The 25,094-nt window shown below is 71.9% G+C and carries 24 protein-coding genes; 11 read left to right on the top strand and 13 right to left on the bottom strand.

Annotated elements, in window-relative coordinates; all coding sequences use genetic code 11:
* Positions 1 to 89 precede the first annotated feature (89 nt).
* Both ACFXOA_RS03340 and ACFXOA_RS03335 read right to left on the bottom strand, forming a co-directional pair.
* Positions 90 to 1,661, bottom strand: a complete 1,572-nt coding sequence (locus ACFXOA_RS03340) for an APC family permease (RefSeq protein ID WP_385021726.1) — start codon at positions 1,659 to 1,661, stop codon at positions 90 to 92.
* A gap of 74 nt (positions 1,662 to 1,735) precedes the next feature.
* Positions 1,736 to 2,698 carry a hypothetical protein gene (locus ACFXOA_RS03335; protein WP_385021724.1) on the bottom strand — a complete coding sequence of 321 codons (963 nt, stop codon included), beginning with the start codon at positions 2,696 to 2,698 and terminating at the stop codon, positions 1,736 to 1,738.
* Positions 2,699 to 2,939: 241 nt separating this feature from the next.
* On the opposite strand from ACFXOA_RS03335, the gene ACFXOA_RS03330 reads away from it, so the two are divergent.
* The gene (locus ACFXOA_RS03330) at positions 2,940 to 3,365 is read left to right on the top strand and encodes an ASCH domain-containing protein (RefSeq protein ID WP_385021721.1); all 426 of its coding nucleotides are present in this window, start codon (positions 2,940 to 2,942) and stop codon (positions 3,363 to 3,365) included.
* 21 nt (positions 3,366 to 3,386) lie between these two features.
* On the opposite strand, the gene ACFXOA_RS03325 is transcribed toward ACFXOA_RS03330, so the two are convergent.
* Positions 3,387 to 5,042, bottom strand: coding sequence for an FAD-binding dehydrogenase (locus ACFXOA_RS03325; RefSeq protein ID WP_385021718.1), 1,656 nt, complete (start codon positions 5,040 to 5,042; stop codon positions 3,387 to 3,389).
* Positions 5,043 to 5,204: 162 nt separating this feature from the next.
* On the opposite strand from ACFXOA_RS03325, the gene ACFXOA_RS03320 reads away from it, so the two are divergent.
* The 4 genes from ACFXOA_RS03320 to ACFXOA_RS03305 are packed head-to-tail and all read left to right on the top strand — an operon-like array spanning position 5,205 to position 7,348.
* Positions 5,205 to 6,134 carry a DMT family transporter gene (locus ACFXOA_RS03320; protein WP_385021715.1) on the top strand — a complete coding sequence of 310 codons (930 nt, stop codon included), beginning with the start codon at positions 5,205 to 5,207 and terminating at the stop codon, positions 6,132 to 6,134.
* Positions 6,121 to 6,648, top strand: a complete 528-nt coding sequence (locus ACFXOA_RS03315) for an NUDIX domain-containing protein (protein ID WP_385021712.1) — start codon at positions 6,121 to 6,123, stop codon at positions 6,646 to 6,648. The genes ACFXOA_RS03320 and ACFXOA_RS03315 overlap by 14 nt, the downstream gene beginning before the upstream one ends.
* Positions 6,645 to 7,040 carry a YidH family protein gene (locus ACFXOA_RS03310; protein WP_385021709.1) on the top strand — a complete coding sequence of 132 codons (396 nt, stop codon included), beginning with the start codon at positions 6,645 to 6,647 and terminating at the stop codon, positions 7,038 to 7,040. The genes ACFXOA_RS03315 and ACFXOA_RS03310 overlap by 4 nt, the downstream gene beginning before the upstream one ends.
* Positions 7,037 to 7,348, top strand: a complete 312-nt coding sequence (locus tag ACFXOA_RS03305; RefSeq protein ID WP_385021706.1) for a DUF202 domain-containing protein — start codon at positions 7,037 to 7,039, stop codon at positions 7,346 to 7,348. The genes ACFXOA_RS03310 and ACFXOA_RS03305 overlap by 4 nt, the downstream gene beginning before the upstream one ends.
* Positions 7,349 to 7,445: 97 nt before the next feature.
* Here the strand turns inward: ACFXOA_RS03305 and ACFXOA_RS03300 are convergent, their stop codons facing one another.
* Entirely contained in the window at positions 7,446 to 8,381 is a 936-nt protein-coding gene (locus ACFXOA_RS03300) for an NADP-dependent oxidoreductase (RefSeq protein ID WP_385021703.1), read from the bottom strand.
* 214 nt (positions 8,382 to 8,595) lie between these two features.
* On the opposite strand from ACFXOA_RS03300, the gene ACFXOA_RS03295 reads away from it, so the two are divergent.
* Positions 8,596 to 9,618: a phosphotransferase family protein gene (locus ACFXOA_RS03295; protein WP_385021700.1), complete on the top strand. Its 1,023-nt coding sequence runs from the start codon at positions 8,596 to 8,598 to the stop codon at positions 9,616 to 9,618.
* Between the two features lie 7 nt (positions 9,619 to 9,625).
* A complete protein-coding gene (locus tag ACFXOA_RS03290; RefSeq protein ID WP_385021697.1) occupies positions 9,626 to 10,840 on the top strand; it encodes an acyl-CoA dehydrogenase family protein in 1,215 nt (404 codons plus the stop codon).
* A gap of 48 nt (positions 10,841 to 10,888) precedes the next feature.
* Here ACFXOA_RS03290 and ACFXOA_RS03285 read toward each other — a convergent pair whose 3' ends face one another.
* The 4 genes from ACFXOA_RS03285 to ACFXOA_RS03270 form a co-directional block, all read right to left on the bottom strand.
* Positions 10,889 to 12,199, bottom strand: coding sequence for a M28 family metallopeptidase (locus ACFXOA_RS03285; protein ID WP_385021694.1), 1,311 nt, complete (start codon positions 12,197 to 12,199; stop codon positions 10,889 to 10,891).
* A 484-nt stretch (positions 12,200 to 12,683) separates the two neighbouring features.
* Positions 12,684 to 13,277, bottom strand: coding sequence for a TetR/AcrR family transcriptional regulator (locus ACFXOA_RS03280; protein ID WP_385021691.1), 594 nt, complete (start codon positions 13,275 to 13,277; stop codon positions 12,684 to 12,686).
* Positions 13,278 to 13,315: 38 nt separating this feature from the next.
* Positions 13,316 to 14,983 carry an AMP-binding protein gene (locus tag ACFXOA_RS03275; protein WP_385021688.1) on the bottom strand — a complete coding sequence of 556 codons (1,668 nt, stop codon included), beginning with the start codon at positions 14,981 to 14,983 and terminating at the stop codon, positions 13,316 to 13,318.
* Complete coding sequence (locus ACFXOA_RS03270; protein ID WP_385021685.1) at positions 14,980 to 15,744, bottom strand: SDR family oxidoreductase; 765 nt, start codon at positions 15,742 to 15,744, stop codon at positions 14,980 to 14,982. Before ACFXOA_RS03270 ends, ACFXOA_RS03275 begins: the two co-directional genes overlap by 4 nt.
* 172 nt (positions 15,745 to 15,916) lie before the next feature.
* Here ACFXOA_RS03270 and ACFXOA_RS03265 point away from each other — a divergent pair, with 172 nt between their 5' ends.
* Positions 15,917 to 17,182: an exo-beta-N-acetylmuramidase NamZ domain-containing protein gene (locus ACFXOA_RS03265; RefSeq protein ID WP_385021683.1), complete on the top strand. Its 1,266-nt coding sequence runs from the start codon at positions 15,917 to 15,919 to the stop codon at positions 17,180 to 17,182.
* A 78-nt stretch (positions 17,183 to 17,260) separates the two neighbouring features.
* On the opposite strand, the gene ACFXOA_RS03260 is transcribed toward ACFXOA_RS03265, so the two are convergent.
* Entirely contained in the window at positions 17,261 to 20,089 is a 2,829-nt protein-coding gene (locus ACFXOA_RS03260; protein ID WP_385021680.1) for a penicillin acylase family protein, read from the bottom strand.
* 209 nt (positions 20,090 to 20,298) lie between these two features.
* On the opposite strand from ACFXOA_RS03260, the gene ACFXOA_RS03255 reads away from it, so the two are divergent.
* A complete protein-coding gene (locus ACFXOA_RS03255) occupies positions 20,299 to 20,910 on the top strand; it encodes a hypothetical protein (protein WP_385021677.1) in 612 nt (203 codons plus the stop codon).
* A gap of 77 nt (positions 20,911 to 20,987) precedes the next feature.
* On the opposite strand, the gene soxR is transcribed toward ACFXOA_RS03255, so the two are convergent.
* The gene (gene soxR / locus ACFXOA_RS03250) at positions 20,988 to 21,458 is read right to left on the bottom strand and encodes a redox-sensitive transcriptional activator SoxR (protein WP_385021675.1); all 471 of its coding nucleotides are present in this window, start codon (positions 21,456 to 21,458) and stop codon (positions 20,988 to 20,990) included.
* A gap of 157 nt (positions 21,459 to 21,615) precedes the next feature.
* On the opposite strand from soxR, the gene ACFXOA_RS03245 reads away from it, so the two are divergent.
* The gene (locus tag ACFXOA_RS03245) at positions 21,616 to 22,077 is read left to right on the top strand and encodes a MaoC family dehydratase (protein WP_385021672.1); all 462 of its coding nucleotides are present in this window, start codon (positions 21,616 to 21,618) and stop codon (positions 22,075 to 22,077) included.
* Between the two features lie 40 nt (positions 22,078 to 22,117).
* On the opposite strand, the gene ACFXOA_RS03240 is transcribed toward ACFXOA_RS03245, so the two are convergent.
* The 3 genes from ACFXOA_RS03240 to ACFXOA_RS03230 form a co-directional block, all read right to left on the bottom strand.
* The gene (locus ACFXOA_RS03240) at positions 22,118 to 22,741 is read right to left on the bottom strand and encodes a TetR/AcrR family transcriptional regulator (RefSeq protein ID WP_385021669.1); all 624 of its coding nucleotides are present in this window, start codon (positions 22,739 to 22,741) and stop codon (positions 22,118 to 22,120) included.
* Positions 22,742 to 22,826: 85 nt separating this feature from the next.
* Positions 22,827 to 23,117, bottom strand: coding sequence for a YiaA/YiaB family inner membrane protein (locus tag ACFXOA_RS03235; RefSeq protein WP_385021666.1), 291 nt, complete (start codon positions 23,115 to 23,117; stop codon positions 22,827 to 22,829).
* 75 nt (positions 23,118 to 23,192) lie between these two features.
* Complete coding sequence (locus ACFXOA_RS03230; RefSeq protein WP_385021663.1) at positions 23,193 to 24,344, bottom strand: acyl-CoA dehydrogenase family protein; 1,152 nt, start codon at positions 24,342 to 24,344, stop codon at positions 23,193 to 23,195.
* Positions 24,345 to 24,409: 65 nt separating this feature from the next.
* Here ACFXOA_RS03230 and ACFXOA_RS03225 point away from each other — a divergent pair, with 65 nt between their 5' ends.
* Positions 24,410 to 25,084, top strand: coding sequence for a TetR/AcrR family transcriptional regulator (locus ACFXOA_RS03225; RefSeq protein ID WP_385021660.1), 675 nt, complete (start codon positions 24,410 to 24,412; stop codon positions 25,082 to 25,084).
* Positions 25,085 to 25,094: the final 10 nt, after the last annotated feature.

Raw genomic sequence — 25,094 nt, 5'->3', positions numbered from 1 at the left:
TAATCGTTCACCCGCCCATTCGAGCACCCGCGGCCCCTGTCCCACCAGGTGCCGCGGGTGCGCGTCATGGATCGGTAAGAACCGGCCGCTCAGCGCGGCACGCCGTCGCCCTCCGCGGTCTTCTCCAGCTGGAACGCCTCGTTGCCGAGGCCGATCCGGGCGTGAACCTCCGGCCGGGTCCGCCGCAGCACCGCCCCGTAGGCCAGCCCCGCGGCGAGAGCGAGAAGGATGACGCCGGGCAGGATCCAGTCGAGGGAGGAACCGGGGCCCGAGCCGACCAGGACGTCGAAGTCGCGGACGGTGAGGACGGCGATCGCCAGCAGGGCGAGGCCCGCGAGCCCTGAGGCGACGAGCCGGGGTGCCTGTGCCCGCCCCGCGCCGCGGCGTACGAAGAACGCTATGACGGCGAAGGAGGCGGCGGCCATCAGCACGATGACCCCCAGCGCCCCGACGTTGCCCATCCACGTGAACAGGTGCAGGACGGGGGCGGTGGGGTCGCCCGCCGGGTTGCCGTCGGAGAGGGCGAAGGCGAGCACGATCACGACGGAGACCGCGGACTGCAGCAGGGAGCCGGTGGCGGGGGCGCCGCTCGCCCGGGTGGTCCGCCCGAAGCCCGCGGGCAGCAGCCCTTCCCTGCCCATCGCGAAGGCGTAGCGGGCGACGACGTTGTGGAAGCTGAGCAGCGCCGCGAACATGCCCGTGACGAAGAGGACGTGCAGGATGTCGGTGAAGGCGGAACCGAGCCGCTCCTCGGTCAGGCCGAAGAGCATCCCGGGTCCCTCCTTCAGGGACAGGTCCCCGATCGAGGACGGGCCCGCCGCGACGGTGAGTGCCCAGGAGCTGACGGCGAGGAAGAGGGCGGCGTAGCCGACGGCCAGGAACATGACGCGGGAGACGACGATCTGCGGGCGGCTGGTCTCCTCGGCGTAGACGGGCGCCTGCTCGAATCCGACGAACGCCGCGATGCAGAAGCAGAGTGCGGTGCCGAGCCCGGCGCCGGTGAGCGTCCCGGGGTCGAAGGCGTGCAGGGACAGGCCCTCGGGACCCGGCTTGCCGACGGCGGCGACGTCGAAGATCACCACGAGGGCGCACTCGACCACGAGCAGCACACCCAGGACCTTGGCGTTCAGATCGATCTTCAGCCAGCCGAGCACACCGACGGCCGCCACGGCGACCAGGGCGGGTATCCACCACCGCAGGTCGATGTCGAGGTAGGTGGCGAAGAGGCCCGAGACCTCGAAGCCGAGGATCCCGTAGATGCCCACCTGCATGGCGCTGTAGGCGACCAGCGCGACGAGGGAGGCGCCCGCGCCGGCCGTCGGACCGAGCCCGCGGGCGATGTAGGCGTAGAAGGCGCCGGCGTTGTGGACGTGCCGGCTCATCTCCGCGTACCCCACGCCGAACAGCATGAGGACGATGCCGAGGATGACGTAGAGCAGCGGCTGTCCGACGATGCCCATCACTCCGAAGACCGTGGGCATCACCCCGGCGACGACCATCAGCGGTGCGCTGGCGGCGAGGACGGACAGCAGGAGCCCGGGGGTGCCGAGGCGGTCGGCGCGCAGGGCTCGTTCCTCGCCCTTGTAGGTGTTGATCCCCCCGGTGCCGCCGGGTGTCCCGGTGGCGCGGGTCCCACTCGTATCTGTTCTGCCCGTCGACATGGCGGGTCGGTCCCTTCGTCGGATGCGAGGTGCGTCAGGCCGGTCGCGAACGCGTCTGGTCGGTCGCGAGCGCGTCAGGGGGCTCCGAGCGCGAGGGCGCGCGCGGAGAGGAAGGCGGCGTACGGGTCGTGCCCGGCGTACGACCACGGGGCCTCGGTCGCGTGGGGGCCGATGCGGTGGAGGAGGGCCGCGGCCTCGGCCGGGCGGCCTTCGCAGATCTTGGCGTGCGCGAGGAAGTTCAGGTCGGTGTGGTGGCGGGGGTGGTCCTCGCGTTCCCATTCGAGCCACCAGTCGAAGGCGGCCTTCATCACCTGTCTCGCCCGGCGTCCCGACCAGTGTCCGGAGGCCGCCGGGTCGTCGGGCGCGGCGCCCGCCGCCACGAGGACGCGGTAGCGCTCGGCGTGGGCGACGACCGGGAGCACCGCGAGCGGGGAGTCCGCGGGGGCCTGCTCGGCGGCCCAGGCGGCGAAGTCGTAGACCTCGTGGAGGGGGTCGTTCCCGGCATGCGCCTCGGCGAGGCCCGCGGTCATGAGGTGGTGGGCGTGGTGGTGCTCGGGGTGGCGCGCCCGGATCTCCTCGAAGTGCCGGGCGACGGTGTCCTGGGTGCCGTGCGTGCGCTCCAGCACCATCAGGCCGAGCCAGGGGGTGGGGTCGGCGGGGTCGAGGGCCGCCGCGGCGCGGCAGGCGTCGCGGGCCAGGTCGCTCTCGCCCGAGGAGGCCCGGGCGACCTGGGCCCTGAGGACCGTGGCGCAGGCGAGGAGGGTGGTGGCGTCGGCGCTGCCGGGCTCGGCCAGGAGCCATTCGCGGGCCCAGGCGGCGGCGGACGGGACGGCTGCGAGCGCGAGCAGCCGATGGGCGCGGCGGTCCCAGTCCGTGCCCGTCGCGACGAGCAGGGAGCGGGCCCTGGCCCAGCGCCCCTGGGCGAACTGAGCCCGTACATCGACGAGTTCGCCGTCGTCGAGGGCCGGGTCGAAGGCGTGGCCGGAGCGCCCGCCCCTGCGGCGCGAACGGCCCAGGGGCGGCGGAGGCGGGGACATCCGCAGGCTTCCTTTTCCACTACGGCACGGCGCCCGCACACCCTGATGCTGTGCGCGAGCAAATGATCGCGCACAGTTAAGCGGTAGGCAACAGTCCCCGTCAAGGCGCACCACCTCCCAACTAGGTTGATTCTTCACCTAGTTGGGGATCGGCAGCATCGCGTCCCGACGTCCTCGCTGCCCGCGGCGCCCATACGGTGGCGACACATGGGAACGGAGTGACGCGTGCCACACTTCCACCATGGAGATCCGCGAACCGCTGAAACCCCTCCTCCTGGCCTACCCGGGCCCGCTGCGCGACCGGTTGGTGGCGGCGGTGCTCTCCGGGGAGAAGGTCGCCACCTCGGGGCTGCTCGCCGAGTACGAGGCGGAGGGGGAGGAACTGCCGCCCGTGGGCGAGCGGTCGGCGCTCGTCGACAGCGACGGGCGGGAGGTGGCCGTGGTCGAGCTCACCGAGGTCAGGGTGCTTCCGCTGGGCGCGGTGGATCTGCGTCATGTACGCGACGAGGGCGAGGGCCACTCCTCGGTGGCCGAGTGGCGCGCGGGCCAGGAGCCGTTCTGGCACTGCGAGGAGATGCGGGAGGCGCTCGGGGACCCGCACTTCACCGTGGACGAGGAGACCATGATCGTGGCCGAGCGCTTCCGGGTGGTGGAGCGTCTCCTCTGACCGCGCCCGGGTGGGCCGGGCTCAGCCGGTCGCCTCCGCCGCCGCCCTGCCGGCCACCCGCCCCGAGAAGATGCAGCCGCCGAGGAAGGTCCCCTCCAGGGACCGGTAGCCGTGGACCCCGCCGCCGCCGAAACCGGCCGCCTCCCCTGCCGCGTACACCCCGGCCAGCGGGGTGCCGTCCTCGGTCAGGACGCGGGAGGACAGGTCCGTCTCCAGGCCTCCGAGGGACTTGCGGGTCAGGATGTTGAGCCGTACGGCGATGAGCGGCCCGGCCGCCGGGTCGAGGATGCGATGGGGCTTCGCGGTGCGGATCAGCTTGTCCCCGAGGTAGGAGCGGGCCCCGTTGATCGCGGTGATCTGGAGGTCCTTGGTGAAGGGGTTGGTGATCTCGCGGTCGCGGGCCGTGATCTCGCGGCGCAGCTCGTCCTCGTCGATCAGTGGCTCGTCCGTGAGGGCGTTCATGCCGCGCACGAGGGCGCCGAGGTCCTTCTCCACCACGAAGTCCACGCCCTTGTCCATGAACGCCCTGACCGGCCCGGGGACGTCGGCGCGCGCCCTGCCGATCACGTCACGTACGGACTTGCCTGTCAGGTCGGGGTTCTGCTCGGAGCCGGAGAGGGCGAACTCCTTCCCGATGATCTTCTGGTCGAGGACGAACCAGGTGTACCCGTGGCCGGACCGCATGATGTGCTCGAGCGTGCCGAGGGTGTCGAAGCCCGGGAAGAGCGGTACCGGCAGGCGCTTGCCGCGCGCGTCCAGCCAGAGGGACGAGGGGCCGGGCAGGATCCGGATGCCGTGCTTGTCCCAGATCGGGTTCCAGTTCTCGATCCCCTCGGTGTAGTGCCACATCCGGTCGCGGTTGATGTGGTGGGCGCCCGCCTTCTCGGCGATGCCCAGCATCAGCCCGTCGACGTGGGCGGGAACGCCGGAGAGGAGCTTCGCGGGCGGTGTGCCCAGCCGCTCGGGCCACTGGGCGCGGACGAGGTCGTGGTTGCCTCCGATGCCTCCGGAGGTGACGATCACCGCCTGTGCCCTGAGTTCGAAGGAGCCGGTGACCTCACGGCTGCTCGCGGTCCCCCGCTCGGCGCCGCTCTCCGCGAGGATCTCGCCGGTGACCGTGTCGACCGCGCCCGCCGAGCGGCCGAGGCCGGTCACCCTGTGCCGGAAGCGGGCGCGGACGAGGCCCTTCGCCATGCCCGCGCGCACCCGGCGCTCGAAGGGCGCGACGACGCCCGGTCCGGTGCCCCAGGTGATGTGGAAGCGGGGGACGGAGTTGCCGTGGCCCCGCGCGTCGTACCCGCCCCGCTCGGCCCAGCCGACCACGGGGAAGAACCGCAGCCCCTGGGCGTGGAGCCAGGACCGCTTCTCCCCCGCCGCGAAGTCGACGTACGCCTCGGCCCACCGGCGCGGCCAGAGGTCCTCCTCGCGGTCGAAGCCCGCCGTGCCGTGCCAGTCCTCCAGGGCCAGTTCGCGACTGTCCTTGATCCGCATACGGCGCTGCTCGGGCGAGTCGACGAGGAAGAGCCCGCCGAACGACCAGTGCGCCTGGCCCCCGACCGACTGCTCGGGTTCCTGGTCGAGGAGGATCACCGTGCGGCCCGCGTCGACGAGTTCGGCGGTGGCCACCAGCCCCGCGAGTCCCGCCCCGATCACGATCACGTCAGCGTCGTACGCCATGGGTTCCATCCTTCGGGGCGTTGCGGGGCGACGCGGCGCGGATCCCGGGCCGGCGCGAAGTTACTTGTGCGTCAGATCTTGGGGAAGGGGAACGCCGACGTCAACCGTCCGGGCGACGGGCGCCTCACGTATCCCGTGCGAATGCCGGGCTATCGTCGGACCGTGTCCTTGCCGGTACTCCTGCTCTCCCTGGGCGCCGCTTGCTGTACGGGCTTCGGCTTCGTCCTGCAGCAGGACGCGGCCCGGCGCGCTCCGCCGAGCGACTTCCTGTCCCCGCGGCTCCTGCTGGACCTGATGAAGGTGCCGAGCTGGCTGGCCGGGATCGCCCTGATGATCTGCGGCATGGTCCTCGGCGCGCTGGCGCTCGGACAGGGCGAGGTCTCGGTCGTCGAACCCCTGCTCGCCACCAACCTGCTCTTCGCGCTGGGCCTCTCGAGGTACTTCACCGGGCAGCGGCTCGGCAGACAGGGCTGGAGCGGTCTGGTGCTGCTGGCCGGCGGCGTCACGGCCTTCCTGCTGGCCGGCCGGCCGCGCGGCGGCGAGGCGGTGACGGAGCCGTTGCGGCACTGGCTGGTGATCGGCCTCGTGGTGGCGCTCGCCCTCGGCCTCACCGCCTTCGCCCGGCACCCGCGCACCCCCTGGGCGCCCACACTGCTGGGGCTGGCCGGCGGGCTGCTGTACGGGCTCCAGGACGCGCTGACCCGGGTGTGCGGGCTGCGGCTCTCGGAGGGCGGCGTGGTGGCGCTGTTCACCGGCTGGCAGCCCTACGCGCTGGTGGTCATGGGCGTGACCAGCCTGATCCTCGTGCAGAGCGCCTTCGAGGCGGGGCCGCTGCGGGAGTCACTGCCCGCGCTGACCGCGGCCCAGCCGCTCGCGGGGATCGTCTGCGGGATCGGGTTCCTGGGCGACCAGGTGCACACGGACACGGCTGCCCTCGCCGGGCTCGCGGCCGGCCTCGCGGCGATCGTGGCGGGGATCGTGCTGCTGGGGCTGCATCCGGCGATGCCGGAGGGCAAGGAGAGGCACGGTGCGACGGCCGCCGACCGGTTGATGTTGGATGGACGCCATGATGGACCCCATGACTCCGGCTGACGAGATCCTCGACATCGTCGACGAGAACGACGAGGTGGTGGCGCAGGCGCCCCGCGGCGAGGCGACGGACCGGGGCCTGCGCCACCGCTGCGTCTTCATCGAGGCCAGGGACGCGCGGGGCCGGCTCTTCGTGCACCGAAGGACGGCCACGAAGCTCGTCTTCCCCTCGCACCACGACATGTTCGTCGGCGGCGTCGTGGGCGCGGGCGAGTCCTACGACGAGGCCGCTCTCCGGGAGGCGGAGGAGGAGCTGGGCGTGTCGGGCCTCCCTCGCCCCGTCCCGCTCTTCAAGTACCTCTTCGAGAGCGGGCGGCACACCTGGTGGAGCCAGGTGTACGAGGTGCGCTGCGAGCTGCCCGTACGTCCGCAGCCGGAGGAGGTCGCCTGGCACACCTTCCTGACCGACACCGAGCTCGAACAGCGCCTGACCCACTGGACCTGGGTGCCGGACGGGCTCGAGACGTACCACCGGCTGCGGGAGTTCCGGGCCGCGCGGGCGGAGGCGGGCGCGTGAGCGACTTCGTACGCGGCCTGCGGCTGTGGTTCGCGCCCGAGCGGATACGCGAGGAGGGCGACACCCCGGACTACCGTTTCTCCCTGGCGAACGAGCGCACCTTCCTCGCCTGGATCCGCACGGCCCTCGCGCTCATCGGCGGAGGTTTCGCCGTCGACCAGTTCCTGCCGGGCCTGGTCCAGGGGGTGCGCGTGGGCCTGGCCCTCGGGCTGATCGCGGCCGGGGTGCTCTGCTCGTTGCGCGCCGTCAACCACTGGGTCCGGTGCGAGCGCGCGATGCGGCGCGGTGAGGACCTTCCCACCTCGCGGTTCCCCGCCGTACTCAGCCTGGTCGTCGCGGTGGTGGCCGTCGCGATGGTGGTGGTGGTGCTCTTCGGCTGGGAGGGCCGGTGACCGCCGACGGGCGGGACCCCGGGCTGCAGCCCGAGCGCACCCGGCTCGCCTGGAGGCGGACCACCCTTTCCTGGACGGTGGTGGCCCTGCTCGCCGGGCGTCAGGCGCTCCACGGCGGACCCACGGCGGCCGGAGTGCTGGCGGTCGCCCTGAGCCTGCTGGCGTGGCTCGGGTTCCTCACGGTGGCGCACCGCCGGGTGGCCGGTATGGGGACGGTGGACCCCGCACGGCTGTCGCCGCGCCACGCGCTGACGGCCGCGGCGTGCACGGTCGCCCTCGCGGTGTTCGCGGCCACGATGCTGTTCTGATCCACCGGGCGCCTCCCCGCCGGACCCTGTCCCGCGGACCGCCCGCCCTTGCCCCACGGCCCGCGGACGTCCGGGCCGGCCGGCCCGTCCTGACGGTTCAGTCCTCCCACTCCACCGTGACGACGATCTTGCCGCGGGTGCGCCCCTCCTCGTTGAGCCGGTAGGCGTCCGCGGCCTGTTCGAGGGGGAAGGTCCGGTCCACGTGGACGGTGACGATGCCCTGCTCGGCCAGACCGGCGAGGTGGGTGAGGTCCGCAGCGTCGGGGCGCACGAAGGCGTAGCGCCCGCCGTAGGAGAAGACCTCCGCGTCGGCGATGGAGGCGAGGCGGCCGCCGGTCGCCAGGGTGTCGGCGGACACCCTGAGGGCCTCGCCGCCCACCGTGTCGAACGCCGCGTCGAAGCCGTCGGGGACGAGGCCGCGGAGCCGTGCTGCCAGCCCGTCGCCGTACTCGACCGGTTCGCCGCCGAGCCGGCTCACGTAGTCGTGGTTGTGGGGGCCGGCGGTACCGACGACCCGGCAGCCCGCGTGCCGGGCGAGCTGCACGGCGAGCGAGCCGACCCCGCCGGCGGCCGCGTGGACGAGGACCGTCTCGCCCTCCCGCACCTCGAGGACGCGGTGCAGGACCTGGTAGGCGGTGAGGCCGCACAGCGGGAGCCCCGCCGCCTCCTCGAAGCTGAGACTCAGGGGCTTGCGGGCGAGGGTGCGGACGGGCGCCGCCACGTACTCGGCGAACGTCCCGCGTGAGAGGAAGTCCTCGCGCACGTAGCCGATGACCTCGTCGCCCACCGCGAACTCGTCGACGGCGGCCCCGGGCTGCACCACGACTCCGGAGACGTCCCAGCCCGGGATCACGGGGAAGACGGCCTCCAGTCCCGCCTGCAGATAGCCTTCGCGGGCCTTCCAGTCGACGGGGTTCACGGCGGCGGCCCTGACCTTCACCAGGACCGAGTCCGGTCCGACCTTCGGATCGGGCCGTTCGCCGTACTCGAGGACGTCCGCGGAGCCGTACCTGCCGTAGCTGATCGCCTTCATCCTCCGACGATCGGCGGGGCCGGGGCTCCCCGCAACTCAGGCGTCCCGGACCGCCCCGGGACACCGCTTCCGGGCCGCCGGTGGCCCCGGGGGCGGACCGGCCGGGCGCCGGGGCGCCGGAGATCACTGCTCGGATTGCGGGAGGACACTGGACGACATACCGACTGGTCGGCATCATGGTGCCGACCGTTCAACCGCCCCGGAGGTGCGCACCATGAGCCCAGTCCACCCGCCAGGTCTCGATCTCGATCTGCTGCGCAGTCATCTCGACCGCGAGCGGCCGGGGCTGGTGAACGGGCCGCTGCAGGCCGAGGTGGTGCAGGGCGGGCGATCCAACCTCACCTACATCGTCTCCGACGGCACCGGCCGGTGGGTCGTACGCCGCCCTCCGCTGGGCCATGTACTCGCCACCGCACATGACATGACCCGGGAGCACCGGGTGATCAGCGCACTGCACCCCACGGCGGTCCCGGTGCCGCGGACGCTCCTGCTCTGCGAGGACGACGCGGTCATCGGCTCCCCGTTCTACGTGATGGAGTACGTCGAGGGCACCCCGTTCCGCACGGCCGAGCAGCTGGCCCCGCTCGGCGCCGAGCGGACCCGGGCGGTGGTGCTGGAACTCGTCGACACCCTGGTCGATCTGCACGCCGTGGATCCGGCGACGGTCGGTCTCGGCGACTTCGGCCGTCCCGAGGGGTTCCTGGACCGCCAGCTGCGGCGCTGGGGCAAGCAGCTCGACGCCTCCCGCAACCGCGAACTCGCCGGGATCGACGAGCTGCACGCGGCGCTCGGCAGGGACCTGCCCTCCTCCCCGGCGCCCACCGTCGTCCACGGCGACTACCGACTGGACAACGTGCTGGTCGGCCGCGACGACCGGATCAAGGCGGTGCTGGACTGGGAGATGTCCACGCTCGGCGACCCGCTGACCGACCTCGGCCTCCTGGTGATGTACAGCTCCGACCTCGGCCTGCCCGAGTCACCGGTCTCCACCACCAGCGGCGCGCCCGGTCATCCGAGTCCGGCCGAACTGATCGAGCGCTACGCCGCCCGCTCCGGCCGCGACACCTCCGCCATCTCCTGGTACACGGCGTTCGCCTGGTTCAAGCTCGCCGTGATCCTCGAGGGCATCCACTACCGCTACACCCTGGGCCAGACCGTCGGGGCCGGCTTCGACCGCATCGGCGACCTGGTCCCCGTCTTCATCGCGCACGGCCTCACCACCCTCCAGGAAGGCTGATCATCCCGTGGACTTCGCATTCGACGCCCGTACCGAGGAGCTGCGTACCAAGCTGCTCGCGTTCATGGACGAGCACGTGTACCCGGCCGAGGAGGTCGCCGAGAAGCAGCGCGCACAGCTCGCCTCCCCGTGGGACACCCCGCGGATCGTCGGGGAACTCAAGGCCGAGGCGCGCGACCGGGGCCTGTGGAACCTCTTCCTCCCGGACGCGGAGTACGGCGCGGGGCTGACGAACCTCCAGTACGCCCCGCTCGCCGAGATCACCGGCCGCAGCCCTCACCTGGCCCCGACCGCTCTGAACTGCGCGGCCCCGGACACCGGGAACATGGAGGTGCTCTCCCAGTTCGGTTCCGCCGAGCAGAAAAAGCAGTGGCTGGAGCCGCTGCTGGCCGGTGAGATCCGTTCCGCCTTCGCGATGACGGAGCCGGAGGTGGCCTCGTCCGACGCGACGAACATCGAGACCCGGATCACGCGTGACGGCGGGGACTACGTCATCAACGGCCGCAAGTGGTACATCTCCGGGGCGATGAACCCGGACTGCGCGGTCTTCATCGTGATGGGCAAGACCGACCCGGAGAACGAGGACATCCGCCGCCAGCAGTCCATGATCCTCGTCCCCCGGGACACCCCGGGCCTCGAGGTGCGGCGGGCGATGCAGGTGTACGGCTACGAGGACCACTCCCACGGCGGCCACGCCGAGGTCGTCTTCGACGACGTGCGGGTTCCGGCCGCCAACCTGATCGGTGAGGAGGGCGGCGGTTTCGCCATCGCCCAGGCGCGGCTGGGGCCGGGCCGGATCCACCACTGCATGCGGCTGATCGGGATGGCCGAGCGCGCGATCGAGCTGATGTGCCGCCGCGCGGTGGCGCGTACGGCCTTCGGCAAGCCGCTGGCCCAGCAGGGTGTCGTCCAGAACTGGATCGCGGACGCCCGGGTGACGGTGGAGCAGCTGCGGCTGCTGGTGCTGAAGACGGCCTGGCTGATGGACACGGTCGGCAACCGCGGGGCGCACACCGAGATCCAGGCGATCAAGATCGCGACGCCTCGGGCGGTCGTCGGCATCCTCGACCAGGCGGTGCAGCTGCACGGCGCGGGCGGGGTGAGCCAGGACTTCCCGCTGGCCGAGCTCTACGCGTCCGCGCGGACCCTGCGGCTCGCGGACGGTCCGGACGAGGTGCACCAGCGCTCGCTGGCGCGGCGGGAGATCAAGAAGTACCTCTGACCTCCGGCAGGGGGAGGCGCCCGCTCGTGGGGCGCCTCCCCGGCCGGGTCAGAAGGTGAGCTGCCAGCTGTTGATGTAGCCGGTGTCCTGGGCGGCGACATCCCTGACCTGGAGCTTCCAGGTCCCGTTGGCGGTCTCGCCCGACGCGTTGACGGTGTAGGTCGTGATCACGTTGTCCGCGGAGTCGCTGGAGCTGGAGTTCTTCAGCCGGTACGCGGTGCCGTCGGGCGCGAGCAGGTCGACGACGAGGTCCCCGCGGTAGGTGTGCCGGATGTCGACCCCCACCTTGAGCGCCGAGGGGGCGTTGCCCGTACGGCCGGTGACGGCGACGGACGAGGTCACGGCCGCCCCGTTGTCGGGCACGGCGACGTCGGCGGTGTTGCTGAACACCGTGCCGGTGGGCGGGGTCACGGTGCCGGCGGACAGGGTCCAGACGGCGTGGGCCACCGCGTCGCTGTTGCGGTCCAGCGCCGTGTCGTTGATGTTCGACGTGGTGTCGCACGAGGAGTGGTAGCAGCGGTCGAAGGCCTGGCCGGCCGTGCCGCCCCACTTCTGCGCCTGGGCGCTGGTCTTGGTGTAGTCGGCCCCCGAGAACAGGCCACCCACCGGGACACCGGCGTTCTTGAACGGGGCGTGGTCGGAGCGGCCGTCGCCCTCGGTCTCTATCTCCGTGGGTATCGACAGTCCCGCGTAGTAGGCCTTGAAGGTCTGCTCGATGACGGGGTCGTCGTCGTAGACGAAGTATCCGGGGTTGGGCGAGCCGATCATGTCGAAGTTGAGGTAGCCGGCGAGCTTGGAACGCTCGGTCGAGGCCAGGTTGTTGACGTAGTACTTGGAGCCGACCAGGCCCAGTTCCTCCGCGCCCCACCAGGCGAAGCGCAGGTGCTTGTCGGGGGCGAACTGCGCCCTGGACACCGCAAGGGCCGTCTCCAGGACGGCGGCCGAACCTGATCCGTTGTCGTTGATGCCGGCGCCCGAGGTCACCGAGTCCAGGTGGGAGCCGGCCATGAGGACCTGGTTCGGGTCACCTCCCGGCCAGTCGGCGATCAGGTTGTACCCGGTGGCGCCGCCGGAGGTGAACTGCTGGAGCGTCGTGCTGTATCCGGCCGCGTCGAGCTTGGCCTTCACGTAGTCGACCGAGGCCTTGTAGCCGGTCCTTCCGTGGGCGCGGTTGCCTCCGTTGGCGGTGGCGATCGACTGCAACTGGGTGAGGTGCGCCTTGACGTTGGCGAGGGAGATGTCGGGGGCCGCGAGGGCTCCGGCGGGCTCCGCCTGGGCGGCGGGGGCGGTGGTCGCCAGCAGGGCGGCCACGGCGAGGGCCGCTGCGGCGGAGAGGGATCTGAGGCGGGCAGGTCTCATCGAAGGCTCCGGATTCCGTTGGGGACTGACGGAACGTGCGGGGGGTCCCGGGCCGTGTGCGGCCGGGGCCTGGAGCTGAGGTGCTTCGGTGCGTCCCCGATGCTCAGCCAATGACCGCGTACCGTCAAGGGCACCTTTCGGACAGCCGCGTCCGGATAACGAACACCATCGGGCCGCGCCTCACCGTCGGCGTACGCGGCGCCACGGGGGGCACGCGCGGACGGCCCGCCGGAGCCGGGGGTGCGCGGGAACGCGCCGGTGCCCCCGAGCGGGCGAACGGGACGGCCCGTCTCGTCAGGGCCGGTGCCGGCGTGGCGATCGCCCCGGCGCACCGGTGCGGACGCCGGCACGCCGTGCGTCGCCGTCAGCCGGGCGGACCCGGGCGGACGGCGGCCCCGCTGGGCAGGTCACCCGGGCCGCGCGACCCGGCGGAGCCGGGGCGGCTGGACCTGCCTGGGCGACGCGGGAGCCCCCGGCGAGCCGTTCAGGGGCGAAGGGCCCGCAGCAGCAGGTCCGCCAGGTGGTCGGCGACCTCCAGCCGGGTGAGCGGGCCCTCCGGGCTGTACCAGGTGGACAGGTGGTGGATGGAGCCGAAGTGGTAGTCGACCACCAGGTCGGCGGGGGTCGTGGAGGAGAACACGCCGGCCCGCTGCCCCTCCTCGATCAGTGCCCGGAACCGCTCGTGGTAGCGGCGTCTCTCCATCCTGACCTGCTTGTTCTTCTCCGGGCTCAGGTGGTGCATCGAGCGGAAGAAGATGGAGGCGTCGTCGAGGTTGTCGATGGTGGTGACGACCACGTCCGCCGCCGCGTCCCTCAGCCGCCGCTCGATCGGCGCCTCGGCGTCCGCGAAGGCGTCCAGCCGCTCCTGCTGGAGTCGCAGGACCCGGGCGTACACCTCCTGGAGCAGGTCCTCCTTGGAGCCGAAGTAGTGGTAGAGCGCGCCCTTGGTGACGCCCGCGGCCTCGACGATCTCCTGGACGGAGGTGCGGTCGTAGCCGCGCTCCGCGAAGAGCCGGGTGGCGGCGGCCAGCAGCCTCTGGGGTACGGGCGCACCGCCCGCGTCCGTCTCCTTGGCCATTGCCGCCACCTGCCCTCTCGTACCGTGCGTGAACTGTTCTAACGGGGGGAACGCAGTTCCCGCCTGAGGATCTTCCCACTCGCCGTCTTCGGGAGTTCGGCCAGGATCTCGACTTCGCGCGGGTACTTGTACGCGGCGAGCCGGTCCTTGCAGTACGCGCCCAGCTCACCCGCGTCGGCCTCCGCGCCCGGCCGCAGGCTCACGTAGGCCCGGACGGTCTCGCCGCGGTAGGCGTCCGGGACGCCCACGACGGCGGCCTCCCGGACGGCGGGGTGGGTGTAGAGGACGTCCTCGACCTCGCGGGGCCAGACCTTGAAGCCGGAGGCGTTGATCATGTCCTTCTTGCGGTCCACGACGTAGAGCCAGCCCGCCGTGTCCATGAAGCCGATGTCCCCGGTGCGCAGTTCCCCGTCGGGGAAGCCGGCCTCGGTGGCTTCGGGGAGGTTCCAGTAGCCGGAGACGACCTGGGGTCCGCGTACGGCGATCTCACCCAGTTCACCGAAGGGCACGTCGTCACCCTTCTCGTCGATGATCCGGACCACCGTGTCGGGGCCCGGCACCCCGACGGACAGGGTCCCGGAGACGGGATCGACCGGGGCCTCACGCTCCGGCGGCACGGAGGCGCAGGGGGCGGTGCACTCGGTGAGCCCGTACCCGTTGCGGATGTACGGGCCGAAGTCCTCGCGGAACTTCTCCACCAGGGCCGGCGGGAGCGGCGCGCCTCCCGAGGAGATCACCTTGAAGGAGGCGAAGTGCTCCGGGGTGGCGGCGGGGTGCGCGGCGAGCGCCATGAAGGCGGTCGAGGGGCCGACCGTGTAGGCGGGGCGGTGCTCGGCGAAGGCCTCCAGGACGACGCTCGCCTCGAATCGGTAGGCGAGGACCAGGGTGCCCGCGTTGGCCAGGCAGGCGGCGAGCTGGCACACCATGCCGGTGATGTGGAAGAGGGGCGCGAGCGCGAAGTAGGCGGAGCCCTCGGCTATGGGGTGTCCGGCCCGCTGGCGCTCGGCGTTGACCATGATGTTGCCGTGGGAGTTCATGGCCCCCTTGGGCGTGCCGCTGGTGCCCGAGGTGTAGCTGATGAGGGCGGTGTCCGAAGCGGTGAGCTCGCGGTCCCGCGGGGCGGCGAGCCCTCGGCGGGCCACTTCGACGAGGTCGCGTGCCCGGTCGTCGGCGGCGGGCGCGGGGAGCCGTTCGAAGCCCAGCACCCGGGGGTCGTCGGTGCTCTGGAGGTCGCGCTCGCAGGCGGTGAGGGTGATCCGGACGCTCGGCGCGGCCTCCGCGGTGGCCCGCAGATAGGAGTCCCAGGCCCGATCGGAGCAGATCAGCGCGGTCACGCCCGCGTCGTTCAGCACGTGCCCCACCTCGCCCGACTTGTACATCGGGTTGAGGGGGACCACGGTCGCGCCCGCCTTCCAGGCGCCCAGCAGGGCGAGCACGAAGTGCGGGGTGTTCTGGAGCATGATCGCGACACGGTCACCGCGCTCCAGCCCCTCTGCGGCGAGGTGCCCGGCGACGGAGTCTGACAGCTCGTCGCTCTCCCGGTAGCCGAGGCGTCCGTCGAAGTAGGCGAGCGCGGTGTGTTCCGGAGCTCTGGCGACGGCCGCGCGGAAGGCGTGCAGCACGGTCTCGGCGGGGTGGACGGGGGCCAGCTGGGCCTCGCTGAGCAGGGCGGTCCAGGGCTTCGCCGCGTAGATCGAGTCGGTCATGCCCGGGCACCCTCCCACTTCTGCTGCAGCCGGTTCATGTTGCCGATCCACTGGTCGGGGTCGCTCGCGCGGTGGCGGTAGTAACCGGCGACCTCGGGGTGCGGCAGGACCATGAAGCGGTCCTCGGCCATCGCCTCGAACAGCGCGTCCGCGACGGCCTCCGGTTCGATGGCGGTGGGTGCCAGCACCAGATCGCCGGCGGATCCCGCGTTCGACAGCATGTCCGTGCGCACCCCCTGCGGGCAGATCGAGTGGACCTGGACGCCGCGGTGGCGGTAGGTCAGCGAGAGCCACTCCGCGAAGGCGACGGCGCCGTGCTTGGTGACGCTGTACGGGGCGGCGCCGATCATCGTCAGCAGCCCGGCCGCGGAGGCCGTGGAGACGAAGCGGCCGCTGCCGCGCTCGAGCCACTCGGGCAGCAGGGCCTTGGCCGCGCGGACGTGCGCCATCACGTTGACGTCCCAGGCCCTGGCCCAGACGTCCTCCTCGGCGAAGGCGTCGCCGCCCGAGGCGAGGCCCGCGTTGGCGCAGAACACGTCGATCCGGCCGTCGAGCGCCTCCCGCGCGGCGTCGACGACGGCGGAGGCGTCCCCCGCGACGACCATGCCGCCGATCTCCTCGGCGAGCGCCCGGACACGGCCGCCGTCGAGGTCGTTGACGACGACCCGCGCGCCCTCCGCGGCGAATCTGCGGGCGAGCGCGGCTCCGATGCCGCCTCCCGCTCCGGTCACCACTACGCCAGCGCCCTGCACCGTGCTCATCGGTTCCGCCTCTCCCAAGCCGTCCTCCCGGCAGACTAACCAGTCGGTATGTGATCGGGGAAGGGGGGCGTGGCAGGTCTGGGAATCTGCCCAGTCACGGCCGTTCCGTGTAGCCCACAGCCGCGCTAGCGTGCGTGACCATGACCATCGATGTGATCATGGAGGTAGCGGAATGACCCTGTCCAGGCGTGGTTTGCTGGCTGTCGGCGGTGCGATGGGCGCCCTCGCGACGACCGCTTCCGTCCCCGGTACGGCGGTGGCGTCGGGCGGGCACGGCGGGGGGCGGCCCAAGGTCCGTACCGGATTCGACCGGCTGGCCGCCGACGGGTACCGGATGCTCTCCGGGGAGAAGGTGGGGATCGTCACCAACCCGACCGGGGTCACCTCCGACGTACGCCACATCGTCGACGTGATGCATCCCGACGACCGGGTGAACCTCACCGCGGTCTTCGGGCCCGAGCACGGCTTCAGGGGTACCGCCCAGGCGGGCGGTTCGGAGGGCCGCTACGACGACCCGGCCACCGGTCTCCCCGTCTACGACACGTACCTGAAGAACGGGCAGCCGCTGGCCGACATCTTCACCGCGTCGGGCGTCGACACCGTCGTCTTCGACATCCAGGACGTGGGTGCCCGCTTCTACACGTACATCTGGACGCTGTACGACTGCATGGAGGCCGCCGCGCTCGCCGGCAAGCGGTTCGTCGTCCTGGACCGGCCGAACCCGATGACCGGCCGGGCGGCTCTGGGTCCGGTGCTCGATCCGGCCTTCTCGTCGTTCGTGGGACGCCGGGAGATCTCGCAGGCCCACGGGATGACGGTGACGGAGCTTGCGCTCCTGTTCAACGCGGAGTTCCTCGCGGAGCGGCCGGTGGAGCTGGAGATCGTGAAGATGTCCGGCTGGCGCCGTGACGACTTCTTCGACGCGTCCGGCCTGCCGTGGGTGCCGCCGAGCCCCAACATGCCGACGCCCGAGACCGCGGTGGTCTACTCGGGGACCTGCCTGTTCGAGGGCACGCTGCTCTCCGAGGGGCGGGGGACGACACGGCCGTTCGAACTGCTCGGCGCCGAGGGGATCGACCACCGCTGGGCGGACGCGGCGAACGCGCTGGAGCTGCCCGGAGTGGCCTTCCGTGAGGCCTACTTCGCGCCGACCTTCTCCAAGTTCGCCGGGAAGACGGTGGGCGGGGTCCAGGTTCACGTCCAGGACCGTGTGGCCTTCGACCCCGTCCGCACGGGGATCGGCCTGCTGGTGACGGCCAGGAAGACCTGGAGCGACTTCGGGTGGCGCCCGGACAACGCGATCGACCGGCTCTCGGGCAGCACCCGCGTCCGCACGATGATCGACGCCGGGGCGGACACGGACGAGGTCGTGGGTGCCTGGTCGGAGGAGCTGGCGGCCTTCCGGGCGGTACGCCGCCGGTATCTGCAGTACCGCTGACCGCACGCGGCACGGCCGCCGGACGGGCTCGCAGGCGCCCAGTCCGGCGGCCGCGTGCACACGGTCGCTCAGCTGTGATCAGCGGTGCGAGGGGAACTCCACGACCTGCTGGTAGGTGGGCCGGTTCTGCCAGTGGACCGACTTCTGCGCGATCCCGCCCAACGGACGGTGGACGATCGCGTCGGTGCACCACTGCTCACCCGCACCGCAGCTGTCGTCGCCGGGATAGACCTCGTCCGCCGGCTCGGCCGCCGCCGCCTTCAGGGTGCTCAGCAGCGCCGCGCGGCAGGTGCTCAGGTCGCCGTTGCCGCAGTAGGTCCTCGCCAGCGGCCCCTTGACGGGCTGTCCGAGGACCTGGCGCAGGTCCTTGTCGGCGAAACCCCACCATCCGAACTGGAAGGCCGAGCCGCTGTGCGCACCGCTCGGCCCGTGGCTCGCGGCGGGCGACTCGTCGGTGGCCAGGTTGACCGTCAGCGCGTCGTAGAGGCCGTCGCCGAGGCCCGGACGGAACTCCGCCTCGATCAGCTTCGGCCACCACGCGTCCATGATCCGGACGGCGTCGGCGTGCGTGTAGGCACGGGAACCCGGGGCGGTCTCCTTGCGCTGCGCCCCGGCGGCCCGCCAGGCGTCCAGCTGCTGCACCACCGCGTTCAGCCCGGGGTCGGTGACCGGCTGGGAACGCACCACCTTCAGGAGCTCGGGCAGCAGCTGCTCCCCGCGCAGGTCGGTGAGCGCGGCCTCCTCCATGGCCCGGGTGAGGGATGCCCGGGTCACCCCGCCCTCCGCGACGAGTGCGGACACCCGTTCGTCGAGCAGGTCGCCCCGGTGCACGGACCCGAAGCCGAACCCGGCCGTGGAGTAGTCCCGCGCCTGGCGGTTGTTCCAGGAGATGTAGTAGTCCTGCCCGCTGGAGTGCGGGTGCTCGGCGAACGGGGTGTAGTCGGTGGTGTTGGCCGCGGGGTCGTAGCCCCGCCACTCGTACGCCTTCTCCGCCTTGACGGGCAGGGCGGCGTCCACGCCCTCGGCGCGGACCGGGTTCATCCCGCTGTTGTAGTAGGCGGTGGTGCGGGAGTCCGCGTAGAACCAGTTGAAGGCGTAGTCGATGTGGGAGGCCGCCTGCTGGAAGGAGGCCGCGTCCGTCACGTACGCCGGGTCGTTGAGCAGCTGGAAGCCGATGATGGAGTCGGCCTCGTGCCGGTAGGTGGTGCGCAGCGAGGTGTACGCGACGGGCTTCGACCCGATGGTGGCGCGGTGGGTGACGATGCCGTAGTCGGTGCGCCAGACCTGCATCCGGTAGGAGCCCTTGGCGGTGGAGTCGGCGACGGTCGGCTTCCAGGAGTTGGTCCGCTCCATCTTCTCCATGGGCGCGCAGGATCCGTTCCTGCGGTAGTGCGTGGAGTCCTTGGTGGGTGTGGAGCCGTCGGGTTCGCAGAGCTCCACGGCGTAGGTGTCGGTGATGTCCTGGGCGGCCGAGGTGGCGCTCCAGGCGTAGTCCTGGCCCCGGCCCATCTGGATGTACATGCCGACCCCGGCGAAGGACACCCCGCGGGCGCTGATGCCCGGCCCCTGCAACTCCTGGAGCATCATCAGCTGTGGCGCGAAGTAGCCGGTCTGGGGACCCATGACCGCGACGGGGTTGCCGCTCGCGGTGTGCTTGCCGGAGACCAGCAGGGCGTTGGACATCCCGCGCCGCTGCGCCCCCTCGCCGGAGCCGGGGAGCGAGCCCTCCGGGATCACCCCGTCGTCGTACATGCCCTGGAGCGGCCTGAGCGAGGCCGGGGCCTTCACCGGTGCCTTGGTGTCCGTGCCCGCCGAACCGGTGCGGTCGAAGATCAGGGGTTCGGGTGTGACGGAGCCGGGGTCGGGCAGGGCGGTTCCGCGCGCCGTGCCGGGCTTGCCCGCGTAGGGGAACGAGGTGCCGTCGTGCACGGTGAGGACGGCCTCGGGGTCGTTGCGCTGCCGGAAGGACTCCCAGACCCGGGTGCCCTCCTCGATCCCGTACTTCTGCTGGGCGGCGAGGAGCGAGAGCGCGGCCTGGACCTCGCCGCCGCCTCCGCCGCCGAACTGCCCGCCCACGACCGAGGCGATCGAGATCAGGTCGGTGAGCTCGAACGGCTGGATCTCGCCGATGTTGGTGATCGCGTCGATCTTCCCGGTGAGGACGTACTCACCGGGGAAATAGCGGCCCTTCTTCGACTTCGCCCGGTAGGCGTTGATCCCGTCGACGTACGCCTGGGCGTCGGCCATGGCCTGCTCGCCGCGCGCGCCCTCGGTCGTCCTGATCCGTTCGACCTGGGCCTGGAGGTCCGCCTCGGTGTACGGGGCCTGCGGCCAGAACTGCTGCTCGAGTCCCTGGTTGGCCAGTGCTCCCCCGGCGAAGGAGGTCAGCTGCCCCCGCCCGATGTGCCGGAAGAGGTCCATCAGCCAGAGCCTGTCCTGTCCGGCCGCGAAACCCGCGCCGAACTCGGTGCCGTAGCGGGTGGTGCCCTTGATGTGGGGGACGCCGCTCTTCTTGTCCCGGGTGATCGTGACGTCCTCGCGGGGCTTCGTCACGGACTCCACCTGGTCGGCGGCGACGCCGAAGGAGGCGTCGTTGAAGAAGTCCGTCAGCTTGCCGTCGGTGAGGCCCGTGTGTCCGGCCACCAGGGCGCTGTAGCGGTCGAGTTGGTCGTCGCTGTGCGCGGGGTGCGTGCCCAGCGTCTTGTTCCCGAGGATCTCGACGAGCGTGGCGTTGCCGTTCTCACCGGGCGGCAGGATGTCGGCGCACTGCCGGCCGCAGTGGTCGGTGACGGCGAGAGGCGCGGGTTCCGCCGCTCCAGCCTGGGGCGCCGAGGCGAGGAGGGAGGTACCGAGGGCGAGGACGGCCGCGGCTGCGGCGGCTCTGAGGGTGCGGGTGCGTGGGGGCATGCGTGCTCCTCCGGGTGGCCGATTGCGCCGGAGGTTACTGGCGGTAGGACCCGCCGGTAAGATGAACATCAGTCACATTTTCCGAATCGTCACACGGTCACACCTCGGCCATCTCGATCCGTGGACGCTTTTCACCTTTCGATGGAGCCGAATCGGGCAGTCGTACGTCCATCCCTTGACGCGATGAACGAGCGACGGAGGTGGCGGCCATGGCCGGTTTCCGGAGTCTTGCGAGACAGGTCCGCGATCCACGGGGCGATCTGCCCCTGCGGCGGTACTCGCTGCGCAAGTGCCTGGAACGGTTCGCCCCGTACGGTCACCGGGCGACCTGGGACCATCTGTGCGTCCGGCACGGGATCGAACCCGAGGACCGGACGCCCGATCCGGTGCGGCTGATCCACGCGCTGGAGGAACTGGAGGAGGCGCGGGCCGTGTGGCTCGCGTACGAGGCCGGCTTCGCCGAGCGGCGGCGCCGGGAGAAGCACGACGGCCTGCGCCGGCCGGGGTCGTTCGACGACTGGCACAGGCGGACCTGGGGCGGCCACGGAATCGCCCACTGCGAGGACCCGGAGGTCCACCCCGACGCCCCGCTCGCCGAGGTTCTGGGCAGGCTGATCACCGCACTGGGGACCCGGCCGGGCGCCACCTGCCCGGTCTGCTCGGGCGGCGGGATCACCTGGCGCCACGGCCTGGACCGGGAGCCGTGGTCCGGACCGGTCTGCACGGGGTGCGGCATCGCGGTCCCCCGGCCCGTACTGACGGCGGGCGCCCTGGCGAAGGCACGCGGGACCCGCGCCGGGAACCTGGCGTCGGCCGCCTGACGGGACCCGGCGACGGCGCCTGGACGAGGGGTACGGCGGAGCGGGGACGCGCTCAGGAACGGCCGGGTGCGCTCCGCTCAGGCTTCCGGTGCCCGCCGCTCGGGCATCAGCCGTGATCCGGTCAGCCGGTCGCCGAACACGTCGTCCGGGTTGGACAGCACGCAGGTCTCCAGCGACAGGCATCCGCAGCCGATGCAGTCGGTGAGGTGGTCCCGCAGCCGCGCCAGCTGCTTGATCCGCTCGTCCAGCTCCGAGCGCCAGGACCGCGAGAGCCGGGCCCAGTCCTCGCGCGTGGGCGTGCGCTCCTCAGGCAGTTCGCGGAGCGCGTCCCGGATGGTGGCGAGCGGGATGCCCACCCGCTGCGCGGCGCGGACGAACGCCACCCGGCGCAGCGCGTCCCTGGTGTAGCGGCGCTGGTTCCCGCTCGTGCGGGTGCTGCTGATCAGGCCCTTGGTCTCGTAGAAGTGCAGCGCGGACACCGCCGCGCCGCTGCGCGCGGAGAGCTGTCCGACCGTGAGTTCGTGGCGGGTCTGCGGGATCTGTGGCACGCCCCGACCCTAAGGGCACCCCTCGGTCCCGCATCGCCGGCTTCCGAATCCCGGACGGCTCTCGTTGACAGGGAGGCGCGGCCCAACCATGCTGAGCAAGCGCTTAGACATTGCCCGGAGAGGGCGATCGGACAGCCGGAAGGCAGGGACCAGGAACATGGCAGAGCCGAAGATCTTCACGTCCGCCCAGGAGCTGCGGGACGCCGTGGGCGAGCAGCTCGGGCACAGCGACTGGCTGGAGGTCGAGCAGAAGAGGATCGACCAGTTCGCGGAGGCGACGGGTGACCACCAGTGGATCCACGTCGACCCGGAGCGCGCGGCGGCGGGCCCCTTCGGCACCACGATCGCGCACGGCTACCTGACGCTGTCGCTGCTGCCCGCCCTGGTCCCCCAGGTCCTCGCGGTCGAGGGCGCGAAGATGGGCATCAACTACGGCACCAACAAGGTCCGCTTCCCCTCGACCGTCCCGGTGGGCTCGCGGCTGCGCGCCACGGCGGTGCTCAAGAGCGTCGAGGAGGCCGGCGGCGGCGTCCAGGTGACCGCCCTGGTCACCATCGAGCGTGAGGGCGGCGACAAGCCGGCGTGCGTCGCGGAGTCGGTGTCCCGCTACTACTTCTGACCGGGCGGGGGTGCGCCGGGCTCCCGAGGGCCGCCCGGCGTCACTTCCCCGCGCCCACCATGCGCAGGACGAGACCGGCGTACAGTTCGCCGACCTCCTCGGGGGTCCGGCTGCCGCGCACGTTGAACCAGCGCGCGACGTCGATGCAGAGGGACAGCACGGCGAGCGCGGTACCGGGGATGTCCGCCACGTCGAACTCGCCCGCCCGGACGCCGTCGTCGATGATCCCGCGCACCGCGCCGTCGCTCCGCCTGCGCAGGGCGACGATCTCGGCACGGTGCTCGTCGCCGAGCGCCTCGAGCTCGTACTGCACGACCCTGGCGGTCGTGTGGCGCTCGGCGTGCCAGCTCACGAAGGAGCGGACCGCGTCGGCGAGCCGTTCGGCCGCCGTGCCGTCCTTGGCCGCCGCGTCCTCCAGGAGGAGCAGGGCACGGTCGTGCCCGATCCTGCTGATGCGGTGGAGCAGCTCCTCCTTGGTCTTGTAGTGGATGTAGAGCGCCGCCGGGCTCATGCCGGCCCGTCCGGCGATGTCGCGGGTGGTGGTGGCGTGGTAACCCCGCTCGGCGAAGGCCTCGACGGCCGCGACGAGCAGCCGCCTCGCCGCCTCGGGCGTGACCTCGCTCCACGGCGCGTTCTCGCCGTCGCTCTCCTGCGCCGTGCTCATATCGCCACGTGCCCCTTTCCGCTGGCAGGACGAACACCATACCTCGAACCTGAGCAAGCGCTTAGAGGTGCGGGGAGCCCGGATCTCAGAGCTTCTGGAAGGGGTCGTGCTCGGCGAGGATCTTCTCCAGCCTGGCCTGGTCGACCCTGCTGACGATCCGGCCCTCCTCCTGCCGGTCCCTGATGACCTTGGCGAGAGTGAAGCACGAGGTGACGAGGTAGAGGACGCCGATGGCGAGGAACGCCCGTACCCAGGCGTCGGCGTCGAGGAAGAAGATGCCGAGGGCCACCGCGCCCATCGCCACACCGAAGGAGAGGACGGCCTGGCCGTAGAAGGCGGCGGTGCTCTGCTGCTTGACCGAAGATGAGTCGCTCATGCGGCCCAGCATCCGGCCCGGACGGAGTACGCCGGTATCCGCCGGCGTACTCACCCGGTACTCATCGCGCCCGGCTCAGAAGGCGGAGACGCCCGTCAGCGCCCGGCCGATGATCAGCTTCTGGATCTGGCTGGTGCCCTCGTAGAGGGTCATCACACGGGCGTCCCTGACCAGCTTGCCGACGGGGTACTCGTCGATGTAGCCGTAGCCGCCGAAGACCTGCAGGGCGTTGTTGGCCGCCCGGACCGCGGCCTCGGAGGCGAACAGCTTGGCGGTGGAGGCCGCGGTGGCGAAGTCCTGGCCGCGGTCGACGAGGTCGGCGACGCGCCAGGTGAGCATGCGTGCCGCGTCGACGTCCACGGAGATGTCGCTGATGAGCTCCTGGACGAGCTGGTAGCTCGCGATGGACTTGCCGAACTGCTCGCGCTCGCCCGCGTACCGCACGGCGGCGTCGAGGGCCGCCTGGGCGATGCCGACGCAGCCCGCGGCGACGGACATGCGCCCCTTGGCGAGGGCGGACATCGCGACGGAGAAGCCCTTGCCCTCCGGGCCCAGGAGCGCGGAGGCGGGGACGCGGACGTCCTCCAGCACCAGTTCGGCGGTGGCCTGCCCGCGCAGCCCCAGCTTCCCGTGGACGGTCCGCCGGGTCAGCCCCGGGCTGTCGGCCGGCACCAGGAAGGCGGAGACACCGCGGTGGCCGGGGGTGTCCCCGGTGCGCGCGAACAGCAGGACGACATCGGCCCAGGTGCCGTTGGTGATGAACATCTTGGTGCCGTTGACGACGTAGTCGTCACCGTCCCGAACGGCCCGGGTCGTCAGGTTCCCGGCGTCGGAGCCGGTGCCCGGTTCCGTGAGCCCGAAGCAGCCCACGGCCTCGCCCGCGGTGAGCCGGGGCAGCCACTGCCGCTTCTGCTCCTCGCTGCCCCAGGAGGCGATCGTCTTGGCGACCAGGCCGAGGGAGACCGAGACGATGCCGCGCACCGAGGAGTCACCGCGCCCCAGCTCCTCGGTCACCAGGCAGTAGGCGAGGTGGTCGCCACCCGAGCCGCCGTACTCCTCCGGGATCGTCAGCCCGAGGAAGCCGAGGGCGCCCAGCTTCTTCACGATCGACTTGTCGACACTCTCGGCGCGGTCCCACTCGACGACGTGCGGGGTGATCTCCCGCGCGACGAAGTCCTCGGCGAGCTGCCTGACGGCGTCCTGCTCCTCGCTCAGCTCCAGGTCCATCCTGCGACACCCCACTTTAAATTAGCACTGCTAGTTTTTCGCTTGCAGGCCCTACTATGTGCCGCATGGCCCGACCGCGCAAGCCCCTCCTGAGCAGAGACCGCATCGTCGAGGCGGCGGGTTCGCTCGTGGACGCCGAGGGACTGGACGCCGTCTCGACCCGCCGGCTCGCCGCGGAGCTGGGGGTCAGCGGCCCCTCGCTGTACAACCACTTCCGGAACAAGGACGAGATCCTGGACGCGGTGGCCGACGCGGTGTCCGCCCAGGTGGACCTGTCGATGTTCGAGGAGTCCGATCCGCGCGACTGGCCCGCCGCCCTGCACGACTGGGCCGTCTCCTACCGCGCGGCGCTCGCGGCGCATCCGCACATCGTCCCGGTGCTCGCGCAGGGGCCCGGCCGCCGTCCGGCCGGTCTGCGGGTCGCGGACGCGGTCTTCGGCGCCATGGTCAGGGCCGGCTGGCCGCCCGCCCAGGCCACGTACATCGGCGCCCTGATGCGCTACTTCATCACCGGGTCGGCGCTCGGTTCCTTCGCCCGCGGGTTCGTCGACGACGAGACGGCCTACGACCCCGCCGACTACCCGCACCTGGGCCAGGCCCATCTCCTGGCCGAGCGCCGGCAGCAGGTGGACGAGGGCGCCTTCGAGACCGGGCTGCGCGCCCTGCTGGACGGCCTGGCGCTCCAGTACGGGCAGACGGTGGGCGAGCGCACCGTTCGGCACGCGCCGAACGGTCGCTGACGCATCCTGG

The sequence above is a fragment of the Streptomyces sp. NPDC059166 genome, assembly GCF_042755185.1.
In the GTDB taxonomy this organism is placed as follows: domain Bacteria; phylum Actinomycetota; class Actinomycetes; order Streptomycetales; family Streptomycetaceae; genus Streptomyces.
Note: the sequence above shows the minus strand (reverse complement) of the source record. Positions and strands in the feature narration are given on the sequence as shown.

Coding starts and splice junctions, on each gene's coding strand:
- ACFXOA_RS03340 (WP_385021726.1), bottom strand. CDS start 1,661: ATGTCGACGGGCAGAACAGATACGAGTGGGACCCGCGCCACCGGGACA.
- ACFXOA_RS03335 (WP_385021724.1), bottom strand. CDS start 2,698: ATGTCCCCGCCTCCGCCGCCCCTGGGCCGTTCGCGCCGCAGGGGCGGG.
- ACFXOA_RS03330 (WP_385021721.1), top strand. CDS start 2,940: ATGGAGATCCGCGAACCGCTGAAACCCCTCCTCCTGGCCTACCCGGGC.
- ACFXOA_RS03325 (WP_385021718.1), bottom strand. CDS start 5,042: ATGGCGTACGACGCTGACGTGATCGTGATCGGGGCGGGACTCGCGGGG.
- ACFXOA_RS03315 (WP_385021712.1), top strand. CDS start 6,121: ATGACTCCGGCTGACGAGATCCTCGACATCGTCGACGAGAACGACGAG.
- ACFXOA_RS03300 (WP_385021703.1), bottom strand. CDS start 8,381: ATGAAGGCGATCAGCTACGGCAGGTACGGCTCCGCGGACGTCCTCGAG.
- ACFXOA_RS03295 (WP_385021700.1), top strand. CDS start 8,596: ATGAGCCCAGTCCACCCGCCAGGTCTCGATCTCGATCTGCTGCGCAGT.
- ACFXOA_RS03285 (WP_385021694.1), bottom strand. CDS start 12,199: ATGAGACCTGCCCGCCTCAGATCCCTCTCCGCCGCAGCGGCCCTCGCC.
- ACFXOA_RS03280 (WP_385021691.1), bottom strand. CDS start 13,277: ATGGCCAAGGAGACGGACGCGGGCGGTGCGCCCGTACCCCAGAGGCTG.
- ACFXOA_RS03275 (WP_385021688.1), bottom strand. CDS start 14,983: ATGACCGACTCGATCTACGCGGCGAAGCCCTGGACCGCCCTGCTCAGC.
- ACFXOA_RS03270 (WP_385021685.1), bottom strand. CDS start 15,744: ATGAGCACGGTGCAGGGCGCTGGCGTAGTGGTGACCGGAGCGGGAGGC.
- ACFXOA_RS03265 (WP_385021683.1), top strand. CDS start 15,917: ATGACCCTGTCCAGGCGTGGTTTGCTGGCTGTCGGCGGTGCGATGGGC.
- ACFXOA_RS03260 (WP_385021680.1), bottom strand. CDS start 20,089: ATGCCCCCACGCACCCGCACCCTCAGAGCCGCCGCAGCCGCGGCCGTC.
- ACFXOA_RS03255 (WP_385021677.1), top strand. CDS start 20,299: ATGGCCGGTTTCCGGAGTCTTGCGAGACAGGTCCGCGATCCACGGGGC.
- ACFXOA_RS03245 (WP_385021672.1), top strand. CDS start 21,616: ATGGCAGAGCCGAAGATCTTCACGTCCGCCCAGGAGCTGCGGGACGCC.
- ACFXOA_RS03240 (WP_385021669.1), bottom strand. CDS start 22,741: ATGAGCACGGCGCAGGAGAGCGACGGCGAGAACGCGCCGTGGAGCGAG.
- ACFXOA_RS03235 (WP_385021666.1), bottom strand. CDS start 23,117: ATGAGCGACTCATCTTCGGTCAAGCAGCAGAGCACCGCCGCCTTCTAC.
- ACFXOA_RS03230 (WP_385021663.1), bottom strand. CDS start 24,344: ATGGACCTGGAGCTGAGCGAGGAGCAGGACGCCGTCAGGCAGCTCGCC.
- ACFXOA_RS03225 (WP_385021660.1), top strand. CDS start 24,410: ATGGCCCGACCGCGCAAGCCCCTCCTGAGCAGAGACCGCATCGTCGAG.